General features: G+C 70.1%; 10 protein-coding genes and 1 pseudogene. 1 reads left to right on the top strand and 10 read right to left on the bottom strand.

Going from position 1 to position 15,528, the window contains the following annotated elements:
- Positions 1–52: 52 nt before the first annotated feature.
- The gene (locus JHW41_RS06685; RefSeq protein WP_078997793.1) at positions 53–610 is read right to left on the bottom strand and encodes a hypothetical protein; all 558 of its coding nucleotides are present in this window, start codon (positions 608–610) and stop codon (positions 53–55) included.
- Positions 611–870: 260 nt separating this feature from the next.
- Positions 871–2,745 (bottom strand): S8 family serine peptidase, encoded by a 1,875-nt coding sequence (locus JHW41_RS06680; RefSeq protein WP_250449425.1) that lies wholly within the window; start codon positions 2,743–2,745, stop codon positions 871–873.
- Between JHW41_RS06680 and JHW41_RS06675 the strand changes: the two genes are divergently transcribed.
- Complete coding sequence (locus tag JHW41_RS06675) at positions 2,734–3,051, top strand: hypothetical protein (protein ID WP_250449424.1); 318 nt, start codon at positions 2,734–2,736, stop codon at positions 3,049–3,051. The genes JHW41_RS06680 and JHW41_RS06675 overlap by 12 nt on opposite strands.
- Positions 3,052–3,210: 159 nt before the next feature.
- Here the strand turns inward: JHW41_RS06675 and JHW41_RS06670 are convergent, their stop codons facing one another.
- From JHW41_RS06670 to sufT, 8 genes and pseudogenes are all read right to left on the bottom strand, one after another.
- The gene (locus JHW41_RS06670) at positions 3,211–4,602 is read right to left on the bottom strand and encodes a S8 family serine peptidase (RefSeq protein WP_250449423.1); all 1,392 of its coding nucleotides are present in this window, start codon (positions 4,600–4,602) and stop codon (positions 3,211–3,213) included.
- Between the two features lie 522 nt (positions 4,603–5,124).
- Positions 5,125–5,544, bottom strand: a complete 420-nt coding sequence (locus tag JHW41_RS26540) for a proprotein convertase P-domain-containing protein (protein ID WP_428995519.1) — start codon at positions 5,542–5,544, stop codon at positions 5,125–5,127.
- Positions 5,542–7,185: pseudogene (locus tag JHW41_RS06665) on the bottom strand (S8 family serine peptidase); the annotation flags it as partial. The pseudogene JHW41_RS06665 and the gene JHW41_RS26540, both read right to left, overlap by 3 nt.
- A gap of 125 nt (positions 7,186–7,310) precedes the next feature.
- Positions 7,311–7,649 carry a hypothetical protein gene (locus JHW41_RS06660; protein ID WP_157490418.1) on the bottom strand — a complete coding sequence of 113 codons (339 nt, stop codon included), beginning with the start codon at positions 7,647–7,649 and terminating at the stop codon, positions 7,311–7,313.
- An 85-nt stretch (positions 7,650–7,734) separates the two neighbouring features.
- The gene (locus JHW41_RS06655) at positions 7,735–9,513 is read right to left on the bottom strand and encodes a S8 family peptidase (protein ID WP_057948596.1); all 1,779 of its coding nucleotides are present in this window, start codon (positions 9,511–9,513) and stop codon (positions 7,735–7,737) included.
- A gap of 355 nt (positions 9,514–9,868) precedes the next feature.
- Positions 9,869–11,866, bottom strand: a complete 1,998-nt coding sequence (locus tag JHW41_RS06650; protein ID WP_250449421.1) for a S8 family serine peptidase — start codon at positions 11,864–11,866, stop codon at positions 9,869–9,871.
- 518 nt (positions 11,867–12,384) lie between these two features.
- Positions 12,385–14,196, bottom strand: coding sequence for a S8 family peptidase (locus JHW41_RS06645; protein WP_250449420.1), 1,812 nt, complete (start codon positions 14,194–14,196; stop codon positions 12,385–12,387).
- Positions 14,197–14,942: 746 nt separating this feature from the next.
- Positions 14,943–15,494 (bottom strand): putative Fe-S cluster assembly protein SufT, encoded by a 552-nt coding sequence (gene sufT / locus JHW41_RS06640; protein WP_057948599.1) that lies wholly within the window; start codon positions 15,492–15,494, stop codon positions 14,943–14,945.
- Between the last annotated feature and the right edge of the window lie 34 nt (positions 15,495–15,528).

Here is a 15,528-nt window from a genome sequence, read left to right as displayed (position 1 = left end):
CAAGCCGGGGTTTTTCGTAATTCCTGGCGCGACGCGCGCCGGCGCTACGCGATCACTTGTCGACCGGCGCGGGGCTGCGAATGATCGGCCCGAGCGAGATGTGGTTGTCCGGTTCGATGAACTGCACATCGGGATCGGCGGCGAAGGCTTGCATCAACGCGACCGCCTCGGCGCGATCGAGCGCGGGCGCGACGCTGAAGACATCGGCGTTGATGCCCATGCGGTGCTTCCAGGTCAGCTTGAGCCCGCGCTTGCCCAACTGCCCGGCGGTGCGGTCTAGGCGCGGCTGCACCGCGCCGAGCTGCTTGAGCGGCTGCGAATCGTCGCGGTACTTGACGATGAACTGGCCGAACGGGCCGGCGCCGGCCGGTTCGCCGACCTCGGCCTTGGGCTTGCGGGGATCGGCGGCGCGGTCGGACGGCATGGGCGGGGGCTCCGGCGTGGGGACGGCATCGACCGAGGCTTCGCTCGGCGGGTTAGGCGCGGACTCCGGCGTGGGCGACGCGGCGGCATCCGACGAGGCGCTGCCGGAGGCCATGCAGGCGCCGACCGCCAGGCACAGCGAGACCGCGATGACCGAGGGGACGAAGCGGCGGGACAGAGGCGACATGCGGGCGGCTCCTTCGAGGTACGGAATAATCTGCAACGCGCCAGCGCGCGCGCCGGGGTCGATGGGGGTCGCGGGAACCCCGCGGTCGGACTTGGACCGGCCGCCGCTGTGCATTCTCCCACGCCCGCGACGCTCGGGGGTGCGCAGCCCTGCCTGCCTCGCGCCCTGCAAGCGAAAGGCCCCGGCCGAAGCCGGGGCCCTGATTCAGCCGGGAAACTCGCAACGGCGGCAGCACCCGCGGCCGCCGAAGTTCATCCGAGTCAGAAGCTCAGGCTCCAGCTCTGGATCTGGCCGGTATCCTGCGCGGCGCGATCCGCGGCGCGCAGCCGCCAAGTGCCGTTGAGCGCTTCGCTGGACAGATTCACGGTGAACGTGCCGGTCACATTGTCCGCACCGGCGCCGCTGCGGTTGTGCAAGTTGTAGACCGAACCGTCCGGTGCGAGCAGATCGACGATCAGGTCGCCGCGATAGCTGTGGACGATGTTCAACGTCACCTTCGAATCGCTGGGCGCATTGCCGCTGCGGCCGGAGACCACGATGCTGCTGGTGGCGCCAGCGGCATTGTTGTCCGGAATCGCGACCGCCCCGGTGCTGTTGTAGGTCTGCGCGCCAGTGCCCGGGCCGGGACCGGTGGAACCGGCCGCCGCGACGACCGCGGCCGCTGCGTCGACCAGGCCGGGGCCGCAACCGCCCGGGCACTGGCCGGCCGGGATCGGACGCGCGGTGCTGGCGAGGAGTTGGCGCACCTGCTCGAACGTCTTGGGCGTGGGCGACGCGGCCTGGATCAGCGCCACCACGCCGGCGACGTGCGGGGCCGCCATCGAGGTGCCCTGCATGAAGCCATAACCGTTGCCGTTCACCGTCGACAGGATGCCCTGGGCGGGATGGCTGCGCGTGCAGCTCGGCGCGGCGCCCAACGGCAGGAACTCGGTGTCCGGCGAGCAGGTCTCGCCGCCCGGCGCGGTGATGTCGATCGCGCCGCCGTAGCTGGAATAGAACGCGCGGTTGCCGGCCTGGTCGCTGGCCGCCACGCCGATGACGTTGTTGCAGCCGACCGGAGTGGCGCCGGCGGAGTCGATGTTGCTGTTGCCGGCCGCGGCGACCACGATCGCGCCGTTGGCGGTCGCGGTGTTGATCGCCTGCTGGTACGCCGGCATCTGCGAACACGGCAGGTCGAGACCGAGCGAAAGATTGATCACTTCGGCCGGATTGGCGTTGGCCGGCGCACCGGGCACGCTGCCGCCGGAGGCCCACACGATGGCGTCGACGATATCCGAGGTGGCACCCGAACCGTACTTGCCCAGGGCGCGAATCGGCACCACGCGCGCGCCATAGGCGACGCCGGCGACGCCGGTGGCGTTGTTGGTCACGGCACCGACTGTGCCGGCCACGTGGGTGCCGTGCACGCTGCTGGTCGCGGCCGAACTATCGAGCGGATCGCCGTCGCGGCCGTTGCCGTCCTCGGAGGCGCCGCAGTCCGCTCCCCTGGAACAGGCCCCGCCGGCGATCGAGCTGACGAAGTCGTAGCCCGGCAAAACGTTGCCGTTGAGATCGGTGTGGGAAACGATGCCGCTGTCGACGACCGCGACCACCACGCCCGTGCCGGTCGTGGTGTTCCAGGCCGTGGGCGCGCGGATGCCGGCAGCGCTGTCGGCATAATGCCACTGCTCGCCGAAACGGGTGTCGTTGGGCACCGCCCAGGCCTGCATGATGTAGTCCGGCTGCACCCAGTCCACGCTCGAATCGCTGGCGAGTTGCTGGATCAGCGCGCGCGCTTCCTCGCTGTTCATGCCCTGGTCGGTGACGATCACATCGGCGCCCAGCGTCATGCGGCGCAAACGCTGCAAGCCCAGCTTCTTGCCCTTGGATGCGGCCGGCAGGACAACGCGCGCGGCGGCGCGATCCAGCACCGCATCGATCGCGCCCAGCGCCGAAGCCGAGCGTGCGACGGACGCCGTCGCAGGCGCGGAATCCTTGAACTTGACTATCAGCCGACCGTAGGACTGCCCGGCCTTGAGCCCGGCGACCTCGGCTTGGCCGGCGAAGGCCGGCGCGGCGGCGATGGCGCCCAGAGCGAACGCGGTGGCGGCCGCGAGCACATGCACACGGTGGCGGCGGTTGGAATGCAACGACATGTTGGTGATTACCCCTTTGAGCGCCGCAATGCGGCTGAAGAGGCGATGCCCGACGCGCCAACGTACGTTGTCGGCGCCTGCGCGCATCGCCATTCGCTGCGAACACCCCCTGCAGCGCAGCCTTTAAGCTGCAGCGACCGCACCGATCGCAACAAGCGCCGCTCCGACTCGAAAAGGTCGAGCTTATGTGATTCGTATCACGAAAAAATAGAACTAGGACGCATCCTAATCGATAACGATCAGCGGGATTTCCCCCTGCTCGCCACGATCGAGCACGCGGCCGAATACACCGTTTGTATTCCTTGAATATGCAGTCCTCACTGATCCGATCACCCTAGCCTGTCGACGCGATCGCATCGCCGCACGCCATGATCGGTGGCGATCCACGCCGGGAACGCAGCGCGTGGCTGCGCATCCCGGCGTTGCGACCGGCCTTCGCGCGGCCTGCGCGCGGCCGCGCCGCGCTCAGCGAGACGACTGCGCGGCCGCGACCGCCGCGGCCGCGTCCACCAGACCGGCGCCGCAACCGCGCGAGCACTTGCTCGCCGGGATCGGTCGCGCCGTGCTCTTGAGCAGCGCCTCGACCTGCGCCGGCGTCTTGCCCGGCGCCAGCGAGCGCACCAGCGCGGCGACGCCGGCGACGTGCGGGCTGGCCATCGAGGTGCCCGACATCGCGCCGTAGCCGTTGTTGGCGACGGTGGACTGCACCTGGTTGAACAAGCCGTCGCCGCCCGGCGCGGCGAGGTCGATCTTCGCGCCCCAGGCCGAGAACGAGGACTTCGCGCCGTTCTTGTCGGTGGCGGCGACCGCGACGACGTTGTTGCAGCCGGCCGGCACGTTGCCGCTCACGTCGTTGTTGCCGTTGCCGGCGGCGACCACCACCAGCGCGCCGTTCGCCGCCGCCGCATCGACGCCGGCCTGCCACGCCGGCGTGCAGGCGATGTCGCTGCCGAGCGAGACGTTGATGACTTCGGCCGGATTGAGATTGTCCGGCACGCCGGCGACATGCCCGCCGGAGGCCCAGACGATCGCGTCGATGGTGTCGGAATGGGCGTTGTAGCCCTGCGAACCGGCCGCGCGCACCGGCACGATCTTGGCGGCGTGGGCGATGCCGGCCACGCCCAGGCCGTTGTTGGTCACCGCGGCGATGGTGCCGGCGACGTGGTTGCCGTGCGGGATGTTGCCGGCGTCGTGCGGGTTGGCGTCGCGGCCGTCGCCGTCGAGCGACTTGCCGCAGCCGGCGGAGAGGCCGTCGATTGCGCATTCGGCGGCGTTGCGGCCGTTGACCGCGCTGACGAAGTCGTAGCCCGGCAGCACGTTGGCGTTGAGGTCGGTGTGCGACAGGATGCCGCTGTCGACCACCGCCACCACCACGCCGGCGCCGGCGGTGGCGTTCCAGGCGGTCGGCGCGCGGATGCCGGCGGCGGTGTCGGCGTAATGCCACTGGCGCGAGAACTGCGGATCGTTCGGGGTCATCTTCACCGTCACCCCGCCGTCGACCTGGACGAATTCGACGTTCGGATCGGCGGCGAGCTGGCGCATCAGCGCCGTCGCCTGAGCGCGCTTGAGCGGCGCCGGCGTCGTCACCACGCGTATGCCCGGCAGCGCCATCGCGCGCAGCGCGCTGAGCTTCGGCGCGCCGGCGCGGGCGGCGGCGGCGTCCAGCGCCGCCTTCATCGCCGCGACCTCGCGCGACGGCGCGCTGCCGCCGCGGAACTTGACGATGTACTGGCGGTTGCCGTCGTCGCCGAGGCCGGCGAGGTGGGCCTGGCCGGCGCAGGCGGGCGCGGCCGCGCCGAGCAGCGCGAGCGCGGTGGCGGCGGCGAGTGCGTTCAGACGATGGGACGATGCGGGCATGGTCTGGCTCCTGGGAGGTGGCATAGCGGCTACGGGGCGCCGTGCGCGCATCCAACGGCGACGATGCGGCGGCGGCGTGACGACGACCGAACAGCGAGCCGCGACGGCCCGACCGCTTCAATCTAGGCAAGAACGCCGCGGAAACAGCCCCGGAATGAGCGATGCGACCGGTGCAAACTGCGATTGCCGCTAAAGATCCGGATTGTTTAGGTCGCGTCCGATTACGGGTTCTGCCTACGGGTTCTGCGTCGCCGAAGCCGCGGCCGCGGGATACGCCGCCCGCCCCCGCGGCCGCCACGCGATCTACCTGTAGGAACGGCGCGAGCCGCGACCGCGGGCGCGCCGCTCGCATCGAAGGTTCGTCGCAACCGCGTTGTCGCGGTCGCGGCTCGCGCCGCTCCTACAGTCGCTTCGGCCGCAACGCGTTCCCTCCGTGGCGACGACGCACACAACGAAAAGCCCCGGCCGAAGCCGGGGCTGTGCTCGTATCGACCGATGCGGCCATCGCGACCGCGCGGGCGATCAGAAGGTGACGCTCCAGCTGTTGATGTAGCCGGTGTCTACCGCCGCGCGATCGGCCGCACGCAGCTTCCAGCTGCCGTTGAGCGCCTCGCTCGACAGGTTCACCGTATAGGTCTTCTTGATGTTGTCGGTGCTCGAACCGGTGCGGTTGTGCAGGTTGTAGACCGAGCCGTCCGGCGCGATCAGATCGACGATCAGGTCGCCCTGGTAGGTGTGGACGATGTCGACCGCGACCTGGGCGTTGCTCGGAGCATTGCCGCTACGGCCGGTCACGCTGATCGAGCTGGTGATGCCGGTGGCGTTGTTGTCGGGGATGTTGGCGTCGGTACCGTTGGTGTAGGTCTGCACGCCGCCGCTGCTGCCGACGGTGACGGTCGCGGTCTTGCTGTTGCTCGCGCCGGCGTTGTCGACGACCGTCAGCTTGACCGTGTAGGTGCCGGCCGCGCTGTAGGTCTTGCTCGGGCTGGTCGCGGTCGACGTGGTGCCGTCGCCGAAGTCCCAGCTGCGCGAGGCGATGGAGCCGTCGCTGTCGCTCGACGAATCGGTGAAGCTCACCGTCAGCCCGTTCGCCGACGACGCGAAATTCGCCACCGGCGCCTGGTTGCCCGGCGTGCCGCCGCCAGCCGCAGCCACCGCCGCGGCGGCGTCGACCAGGCCCGAACCGCAACCGCCCGAGCACTTGTTGGCCGCGATCGGGCGCGCGGTGCTCTGCAGGATCTGCAGGATCTGCGCCGGCGTGCGCGGGCTCGACGCCGCGGCCTGGATCAGCGCGGCGATGCCGGCCACGTGCGGCGCCGCCATCGAGGTGCCGGCCATCGGGCCGTAGGCGTTGCCGGACACGGTCGAGATGATGCCCTCGGTCGAGCTCGGCCCGAAGATGCCGTTCTCGCCGCCCGGCGCGGTGACGTGGATGGTCGCGCCGTAGTTCGAGTACGACGCGCGCGAGCCGGCCTTGTTGCTGGCGGCGACGCGGATCACGCCGTTGCAGCTGGCCGGGGTGAAGCCGGCGACATCGATATTGCTGTTGCCGGCAGCGACCACCACGGTCGAGCCGTTGGCGATCGCGGCATCGATCGCCGCCTGCCAGGCCGGCGTGTCGGTGCACGGCGCCGGGCCGCCGAGCGAGAGATTGATGATCTCGGCCGGGTTGGCGTTGGCCGGCACGCCGGCGACGGTGCCGCCGGAGGCCCACACCACCGCGTCGGCGATGTCCGAATCCGAACCGAAGCCCTGGTTGCCGAGCGTGCGGATCGGAACGACCTTGGCGTTGTAGGCCACGCCGGCGCCGCCGGCGCCGTTGTTGGTCACCGCCGCGATCGTGCCGGCGACGTGAGTGCCGTGGACGATGTTGGACGAGTCGTTGGGATTGGAATCGCGGCCGTCGCCGTCGTCGGACTTGCCGCAGCCCGGCGACCCGCCGGCTTCGCGGCACTCGGCGTCGGAGAAGCCGGTGGTCGAGCTGATCATGTCGTAGCCGGGCAGGATGTTGGCGTTGAGATCGGTGTGCGACAGGATGCCGCTGTCGATCACCGCGACCACGATGCCGGTGCCGGTGCTGCTGTTCCACGCGGTCGGCGCGCGGATGCCGACGGCGCTGTCGGCGTAATGCCACTGATTGCTGAAGGTGGGATCGTTCGGCGTCGCCAGCGCGCGGCGGATGCCGTCGACCTGGACGAACTGCACGTTCGGATCGGCGGCGATCTGGCGCATCACCGCGGCGGCCTCGTCGCGGCCGAGCGCGCGGTCGGAGGCGATCACGCTGGCGCCGGGCACCAGCATGCGGCGGACCTGGCGCAGGCCCACGCGCGCGCCCTTGGACGCGGCCGGCAGCGCGAGCTTGGCCGCGGCGGCGTCGAGCGAACGCGTCAGCGCCGCGCCGCCGGACGCGGCGGCGCTGTCGTTCTTGTACTTGACGATGAAGCGGCTGTAGCTGCCGTCGGCTTTCAACGCGCCCAGGTGGGCTTCGCCGGCGAACGAAGGCGCGGCCAGCGAGGCCAGGGCCAGCGCGGTGGCGGCGGCGAGCAGGTGCGGGCGGTGACGGATGGCGGAACGCAACGACATGGTGGACCCCTCAAAAGATAAGCGCCGCAATGCGACGAAAAGAGCGCCGGCGCGCCGCCGTGGCGGGTGCGGGACACAAGACGCAGCTGGAAGGACGCGTGTGGGGTTCGCGTCCGGACCACACGCTAGCCGTCGGGGAAAAGCCTGGACAAGATGCCGCCGCCATCGATCGCGTGCGAGTAATCGATGTCGATCACAGTACGCGCATTGGTAATGAGCATCGTGCGGAGGGCGGGATTCTCGCTCACTGAGGCTTGCTCGTATTTTTTATGTGTTTTTTGTGATTGATTCTGGCAGTCGGATACGCATCGATCGTCTGCATCGCGGGGTTCGTCGTGGTCGACGCTTCGCGGTCGCGGCTTGCGCCGCTCCTGCAGGGAGATCGCGCGACCGCCGTAGCGACCGTGGGGCGGCGCGAGCCGCGACCGCGCCGCGCCCTCACCGACCGCGGCGCCCTTCCCCATCCGTCGTCCCCGCAACGAAAAGCCCCGGCCGAAGCCGGGGCTGTGCTTGCATCCGCTCACGCGGCCCGCGGGCCGCGCCGCAGGATCAGAACGTGAGGCTCCAGCTGTTGATGTAGCCGGTATCGAGCGAGGCGCGATCGGACACGCGCAGCTTCCAGGTGCCGTTCAACGGTTCGCTCGACAGGTTCACCGTGTAGGTCTGGACGATGTTGTCGGCACCGCCGCCGGCGCGGTTGTGCAGGTTGTAGACCGAACCGTCCGGCGCGATCAGATCGACCACGAGGTCGCCCTGGTAGGTGTGGACGATGTTGACCGCGACCTGGGCGCTGCTGGTGGCGTTGCCGGAACGGCCGGAGACCACGATGCTGCTGGTCACGCCGACCGAGCTGTTGTCCGGAATGCTGACGTCGCCGGCGTTGCTGTAGGTCTGCGTGCCCGGGTTCGGGGTGCCGCCGCCGAGCGAGTCCAGCGCCGCCTTGGCGTCGACGATGCCCACGCCGATCGGCTGGTCCGGAGTGGTCGGGAACGCGCGCGCGGTGGTCTTGAGGATGCTCTCGATCTGCGCCGGGGTCTTCGGCGTCGCCGACTTGGCCTGCAGCAGCGCGACCACGCCGGCCACGTGCGGCGTCGCCATCGAGGTGCCGCCGTAGGACGCGTAGCTCTCCGAACCCGGCGTGGTGGTGCCCGAGTTGAGCGTGGACAGGATGTTCGAACCCGGCGCGGCCACATCGACCACGGTGCCGTAGTTCGACTTCTGCGTGCTGCTCCACACCGAACGCTTGCCGGCGCTGTCGACCGCGCCGACGGTGATCACGTTGTTGCAGTTGGCCGGACGCGCGTTGGAGGCGTTGCCGTTGTTGTTGCCGGCCGCCACCACCACGGTCACGCCGCGCGAGACCGCGCCGTCGATCGCCGCCTGGTAGGTCGAGCCGCAGGCGCCGCTGCCGCCGAGCGACATGTTGATCACTTCGGCCGGGTTGGCGTTGGCCGGAATGCCCGACACGGTGCCGCCCGAGGCCCAGGTGATCGCGTCGGCGATGTCGGCCAGGGTGCCGCCGCACTTGCCGAGCACGCGCACCGGCACGACCTTGGCGTTGTACGCGGTGCCGGCCACGCCCTTGGCGTTGTTGGTCACCGCCGCCACCGTGCCGGCGACGTGGGTGCCGTGCCAGCTGGAGTTGCTGCTGTAGCTCACGCCGCATTCGCCGGCGGCGAACCAGTCGCCCTGATCGGCCGGGTTGGAATCGCGGCCGTTGCTGTCGCGCGCGGCGGTCGAATCGCTGATGAAGTCGTAGCCGGGCAGGATGTTGCCGTTGAGGTCGCTGTGGCTGGCGATGCCGGTGTCGATCACCGCGACGACCACGCCGGTACCGGTGCTGACGTCCCAGGCCTGGGTGGCGTTGACGCCCGAGGCGCCGTAGCCCCACTGCTCGCCGAAGCGGGTGTCGTTGGGAGTGAAGAACGCAGTCATGCGCGCGTTCTCTTCCACGTATTCCACGTTCGGGTCGAGCGCGATCTGCTGCATCAACGACTGCGCCTCGGCGCGGTCGAGCTTGCGCCCGGCCTGGACCACGTCGGCGCCGGTGCCGATGCGGCGCAGGTGCTTGAGGCCCAGCGCGCGGCCCTTGCCGGAGAAACCGGCGGCGGCGCTGTCGAGCGAGCGGCTCAGGTTGGCGGGGTTGCTGCGCGCGGCGCTGCCGTCGCGGTACTTGACGATGAACTGGTCGTGCGCGTCGGCATTCGCCAGCGCGGCCAGATTGACGCGGTCGGCGGCGGACGCCGACATCGCCACGCACGACAGCGCGGCCAGGGTGGCGGCGGCAAGCGCGTGCTGGCGCGGAGCGCCCTTGAAGCGATAGGACATGGTGAAACCCCCAAAATCGAAGTGCCGCGTCGCGGCGTATCAACGCGTGGTGGTCTGGCGGCCACGTCCTTGTCTGCACACCCAGCGTCCACGCTGTTTGTGTACGGACTCGTTGCTGCCCGGTCCGCCATAACACGCTACGTGTGTAACTGAACCGTCAACAAGGTGGATGAAAGCCTCAGCAACGCGCAGAGTCGCGAGCGGTATCACAGTTCTGGATTTCCATCGGTCTCGCAGGGGTGGGAACCGCGCCCTGTTGCGTCGTCGTAAGCCGACGCGGCCGGGCGTGGCGGACGGCAAAGAAAAACCCCGGCCGAAGCCGGGGTTTTTCGTGACGCTCATAGCAAATCAAGATTTAGAACGTGACACTCCAGCTGTCGATGCGGCCGACGTCCTGCGCCGCGCGGTCGGCGGCGCGCAGCTTCCAGGTGCCGTTGAGCGCTTCGCTCGACAGGTTCACGGTGAAGGTCTGGTTGATGTTGTCGGTGCTCGAACCGGTGCGGTTGTGCAGGTTGTAGACCGAGCCGTCCGGCGCGACCAGATCGACGATCAGGTCGCCCTTGTAGCTGTGGACGATGTTGACCGCGACCTGGGCGTTGCTCGGCGCGTTGCCGCTGCGGCCGGTCACGCTGATCGAGCTGGTGATGCCGGTGGCGTTGTTGTCCGGGATGTTGGCGTCGGTGCCGTTGGTGTAGGTCTGCACGCCGCCGCTGCTGCCGACGGTGACGGTCGCGGTCTTGGTGTTGCTGGCGCCGCCGTTGTCGACGACCGTCAGCTTGACCGTGTAGGTGCCGGCCGCGGCGTAGGTCTTGCTCGGGTTGGCCGCGGTCGAGGTGGTGCCGTCGCCGAAGTCCCAGCTGCGCGAGGCGATCGAGCCGTCGCTGTCGCTGGACGAATCGGTGAAGCTCACCGTCAGCCCGTTCGCCGACGACGCGAAGTTCGCCACCGGCGCCTGGTTGCCCGGCGTGCCGCCGCCGGCCGCGAGCACCGCCGCGTTGGCGTCGACGATGCCGGCGCCGATCGGGCGATCCGGCGTGACCGGGAACGCGCGCGCGGTGTTCTTCAGCAGGGTCGACATCTGCGCCTGGGTCAGCGGCGTCGACGCCGCCGACTGCACCAGCGCGGCGACGCCGGCGACGTGCGGCGAGGCCATCGAGGTGCCGCTCAACGACTGGTACAGGTTGTTGGCGCCGTTGAAGCCGTTGGAGGTCGAGACGATGTCCGAACCCGGCGCGGCCACGTCGACGCGCGTGCCGTGGTTGGAGAAGCTCGAACGCGCGCCGGTGTTGGTGACCGAGCCGACCGAGATCACCGGGGCGCAGTTGTTGAGCGTGTAGCTGTTGGCGTCGCCGTTGCTGTTGCCGGCGGCCACCACCACGATGGTGCCGCGGCTGATCGCGAAGTTCAGCGCGTCGCGGGTGGCGTTGTCGCAGGTCGCCGGAAAGCGGCTGCCCAGGCTCAGGTTGATGACGTCGGCCGGATTGGCGTTGGCCGGCACGCCCGGTACCGAGCCGCCGACCGCCCAGGTGATGCCGTTGACGATGGCCGAAGTGCTGCCGCTGGGGCCGTTGAACACGCGCACCGGCAGGATCTTGGCGCCCGGCGCGGTGCCGGCCACGCCGAGGCTGTTGTTGGTCACCGCGGCGACGGTGCCGGCGACATGGGTGCCGTGGAAGCTCGCGGCATCGGTCGGGTCGCTGGGATCGTTGTCGTTCTGGGCGAAATCCCAGCCCGCCACCAGGTTGGCGGCGAGGTCGGCATGGCGATTGACGCCGGAGTCGATCACGCCGACCACCACGCCGGCGCCGGTGCTGCGGTCCCAGGCCTGTCCGGCGCGGATGCCGCCGGGGCCGGTGCCGTAGCCGTACTGGCGCGGGAATTCGGGATCGTTGGGGGTCATGTACAGCACCATCTCCCGATCCACTTCGACGTACTCCACGTTCGGGTTCTCGGCGATCCGGCGCATCAGCGCCTCGGCTTCGGCCGGGGCCAGCTTGCGGTTGGCGGTCACCAGTTCGGCGCCCAGCGCCAGCGCCTGCGCGCGGCGCAGGCCGATCGCCGGCGCGGCCTTGGCGCCGGCGCCGTTCGCTCCGAGCGTGCGCGCAGCGGCGTTGGCGGCCGCGCTCAGCGAACGCTGCAACTCGCCGGCGTCGCGGCGCTCGACGCTGTCGCTGCGGTACTTGACGATGAAACGGTCGGTGGACGCGCCCGAATCCAGCGCGCTGGTGTTGACGCGCACGTACTGGATCGGACCGGCGGCGGAGGCGGCGGTGGCGAACACGGAAGCGACGACGAAGGCGGTGGCGGCGGACAGCGCGCACAGGCGTGGGTGACGCGACGAAATACGATGCATCGGGCTTTTCTCTCCAACAGGCAACGGCCGCACAGCGCGGCGAGTGCGGCGCGCGGCGGCGCGGTCCCTGTCCGCGCCGGCGTGCGCGTATCCGTCGGATAGGCGCGCGCATGGCGCTGGATCGACCTGCCGGCGGCGACGCGGCGGTTGCGCGACCTTGCGGCGGCGCAAGCGGCAGTCTGGGTTCCGCGCCGAACGCTTCGTTGGTCGAATCCGGACGCGGTCACGCTTGTTCCTGCCTGCGGATGTCCGCTTTTCCGGATTTTCAGACAAGTCCTAAATCACTCGCCGTGCCTGCTCACTCCCCGCCCGCCGATGCCGTCGAGCGTCCCTGGCCGCGGCTCGACGGGTCGGTCGTCGCTGGCGCGAGGCCCGGCGCACGTCCGATAGCCGCCGGCATCGCCCGACCGCCGGGGCTGGCGCGCATAAAAAAACCGCCGCCCGGCAAGCCGGGCGGCGGCGGTGTAGCGCTCTGTTGCGCCGCTAGCTGCGCGGCGCTCGGGTCGCGATGCGGCCGCTCAGAAGGTGATGCTCCAGGTATCGATGCGGCCGACGTCCAGCGGCCCCAGGTCGCGCGCGCGCAGGCGCCAGTTGCCGTTGAGCGCTTCGGTCGACAGGTTGCGGGTGAAGGTGCCGGTGACGTTGTCGGCGCTGCCGCCGCTGCGGTTGTGCAGGTTGTAGACCGAACCGTCCGGCGCGATCAGGTCGACGATCAGGTCGCCCTTGTACGGATGCACGATGTTGACCGAGATCTGCGCGTTGCTCGGCGCGTTGCCGGTGCGGCCGGACACCGCGATCGCGCTGCTGGCGCCGGTGGCGTTGTTGTCGGGAATCGCGACGTCGGTGCCGTTGGTGTAGGTCTGCGCGCCGCCGCTGCCGACCGTGACGGTCGCGGTCTTGGTGTTGCTCGCGCCGTCGTCGTCGGTGACGGTCAGGGTGACGGTGTAGGTGCCGGCCGCGGCGTAAGTCTTGCTCGGGTTGGTCGCGGTCGAGCTGGTGCCATCGCCGAAGTTCCAGCTGCGCGAGGCGATGGTGCCGTCGCTGTCGCTGGAACTGTCGGTGAAATTGACCGTCAAGCCGCTGGCGCTGGAGCTGAAGTTCGCCGTCGGCGCCTGGTTGCCCGGGCCGGGGCCGCCGGAGAACAGCGTGTACAGCAGCCGGTTCGGCGAGCCGCGCAGGTCGGTGATCTTGCCCGGGGTGCTGTTGTCGACGATGGCGGCGTGCACTTCGTCCGGCGTGGCCGCCGGATGGGTCGCCAGGTACAGCGCGGCGGCGCCGGCCACGTGCGGCGAGGCCATCGAGGTGCCGCTGTTGGGCGCCGACGCGGTCGCGCTGCCGATGCCGGCCGAAACGATGTCGGTGCCCGGCGCGAACAGATCCAGGCAGGCGCCCCAGCTGGAGGCCTGGCCGAACTGCCAGATCGAACGCGCGTCGTTGCGGTCGCTGGCGCCGACGGTGATCGCGCGCGGCACCCGCGACGGCGACTCGGTGCAGGCGTCGATGTTGCCGTTGCCGGCCGCGACCACCGCGACCACGCCGGCGTTGATGAGGTTGGTGACCGCGGTGTCGGTCGCGGCCGAGGCCGGGCCGCCCAGGCTCATGTTGGCGACCGCGGGCTTGACGTGGTTCGCCGTCACCCAATCGATGCCGGCGATGATCTGCGAATTGGGCGCGCTGGAACCGCAGCCGAACACGCGCACCGGGTGCACGGTGGCCTTCTTGGCGATGCCCCAGGTGGTGCCGGCGACGGTACCGGCGACGTGGGTGCCGTGGCCGTGGCAGTCGGTGGTGCTGCTGTCGTTGGGCACCGAGGAATAACCGTTGCCGATGCGGCCGGTGAATTCGGTGTGGTCGCCGCGCAGGCCGGTGTCGACGACGTAGGCGTGCACGCCGGTGGCGTCGGTGTCGTAGGTGTAAGTCGTGCTCAGCGGCAGGTTGCGCTGGTCGGCGCGGTCCAGGCCCCAGGTGGCGTTGTTCTGGGTGGCCTCGACCGACATGTAGCCGTCTTCTTCGACGAAGGCCACGCGCGGGTCCTTGAGCAATCCGCTCAGGGCCGCGTCGTCGGCCTCGACCACGAAGCCGCGCAATGCGTGCTGGTAGCTGCGCACCACCGTGGCGCGATGCTGGCCGGCGATGCCGCGCGCCACCGCGGGCACGTCGGCGACGCCGCGCGCGTTTTCGGCCGACAGCCGCGCGGCCTGTTCCTTCAGCACGACGATGTAGCGTCCTTCGATCGGCCGGTCCACGGTCAACAACTCCGCGGCCAGGCCCGGCAGCGCGGTGCAGACGAGGGAAGCACCGATGGCTACCGACAAGATACGACGATTCATGCGCGTCTCCTGAGTGAGATTGCGGAACCGTTCGCGACGACCGCGGTGCGCGGCGGGGCGCTGCGCGCAACGCATGGCCCCCCGGCCTGCGCGCAGCCCCGACACCGGCGCCGGCCGCGCGCACTGTCGCCGCGCGCAGCCGTCCGCCGCCGATGCCTGTACGGCACCGACTGTCGTTCGCGATACGAATTCCAACCCGAGCGATGCCGCGTTGTGCGGCGGATACCGTGGCGTCTCGCGCGTGGCGTTGCGTGCAGTGCGCGAGCCGTGCGGTGTTCGCGGCCGCTGCGTTCGTTGTGGCCGCGGTCAACAACCTATGCAGGCGCCTACGCGAAGTCCATGCGATGGAAACGGTTAATTCGTGGGCAAAGCGTGAACCCGACTGGCACTTTCGTGATCGCGCCGCGACACCGCGCGCGTGACAGCCAGATAGCACGAGCGTGCAGGTGATTCGATGCGTCGGCGTACTGCGCGCATGTGCGCCGCGCCGTTGCGCGCGTGGCGAACGTTCGTGCCGGATGGGGTTTCACGTCGCGCGCGATGCGGGATCGCGCGTGCGCGGTGGCGCGTCCGGACGGTATCGACGACACCGGCCGATCCGCTGCGCCCGCTCCGCGTTCGGCGTCGCGCATCGCGCGGCGACGCTTCCGCGCAGGTCGCGCGCAAACGAAAAACCCCGGCCGGGGCCGGGGTTCGATGCGCCGCGGTCGCGGCGGTGCGGCGACCGCGATGGCGGATGCCGTCGCTTACAGCATTCCGGTTTCGAGCCGCGCCGCCTCGGACATCATGTTGCGGTTCCACGGCGGGTCGAACACCAGCTCGACGTCGGCCTCGGCCACGGTCGGGATCATCTCCAGCTTGCTGCGCACGTCGTCGACCAGGATGTCGCCCATGCCGCAGCCCGGCGCGGTCAGGGTCATGCGCACCTCGACCGTGCGCTGGCCGTCGTCGCGGTGCTTGACCGCGGCCTCGTAGACCAGGCCCAGCTCGACCACGTTGATCGGGATCTCCGGATCGAAGCAGGTGCGTAGCTGCTGCCACACCAGCCGCTCGACGGCTTCGTCGTCGGCGCCCTCGGGCAGCTCCAGCGGCTCCGGCGGCTCCTTGCCGATGGCGTCGGCGTCGCGGCCGTGGATGCGGAACAGGTTGCCTTCGACGAAGACGGTGTAACTGCCGCCCAGGGCCTGGGTGATGTAGCCGACACTGCCGGCCGGCAGGGTCACCTGCTCGCCTTGCGGCACCATGACCACGGCGCAATCGCGCTCGAAACGGACGGGTTCGCTGCTGCGGGAATACATGCGGGAGAAATGGGGGTGCCGTGCCGCAGCACAA

Origin of the sequence: Lysobacter enzymogenes, assembly GCF_023617245.1 — a bacterium.
Lineage (GTDB): Bacteria > Pseudomonadota > Gammaproteobacteria > Xanthomonadales > Xanthomonadaceae > Lysobacter > Lysobacter yananisis.
This window is presented reverse-complemented; position numbering and strand designations above follow the sequence as displayed.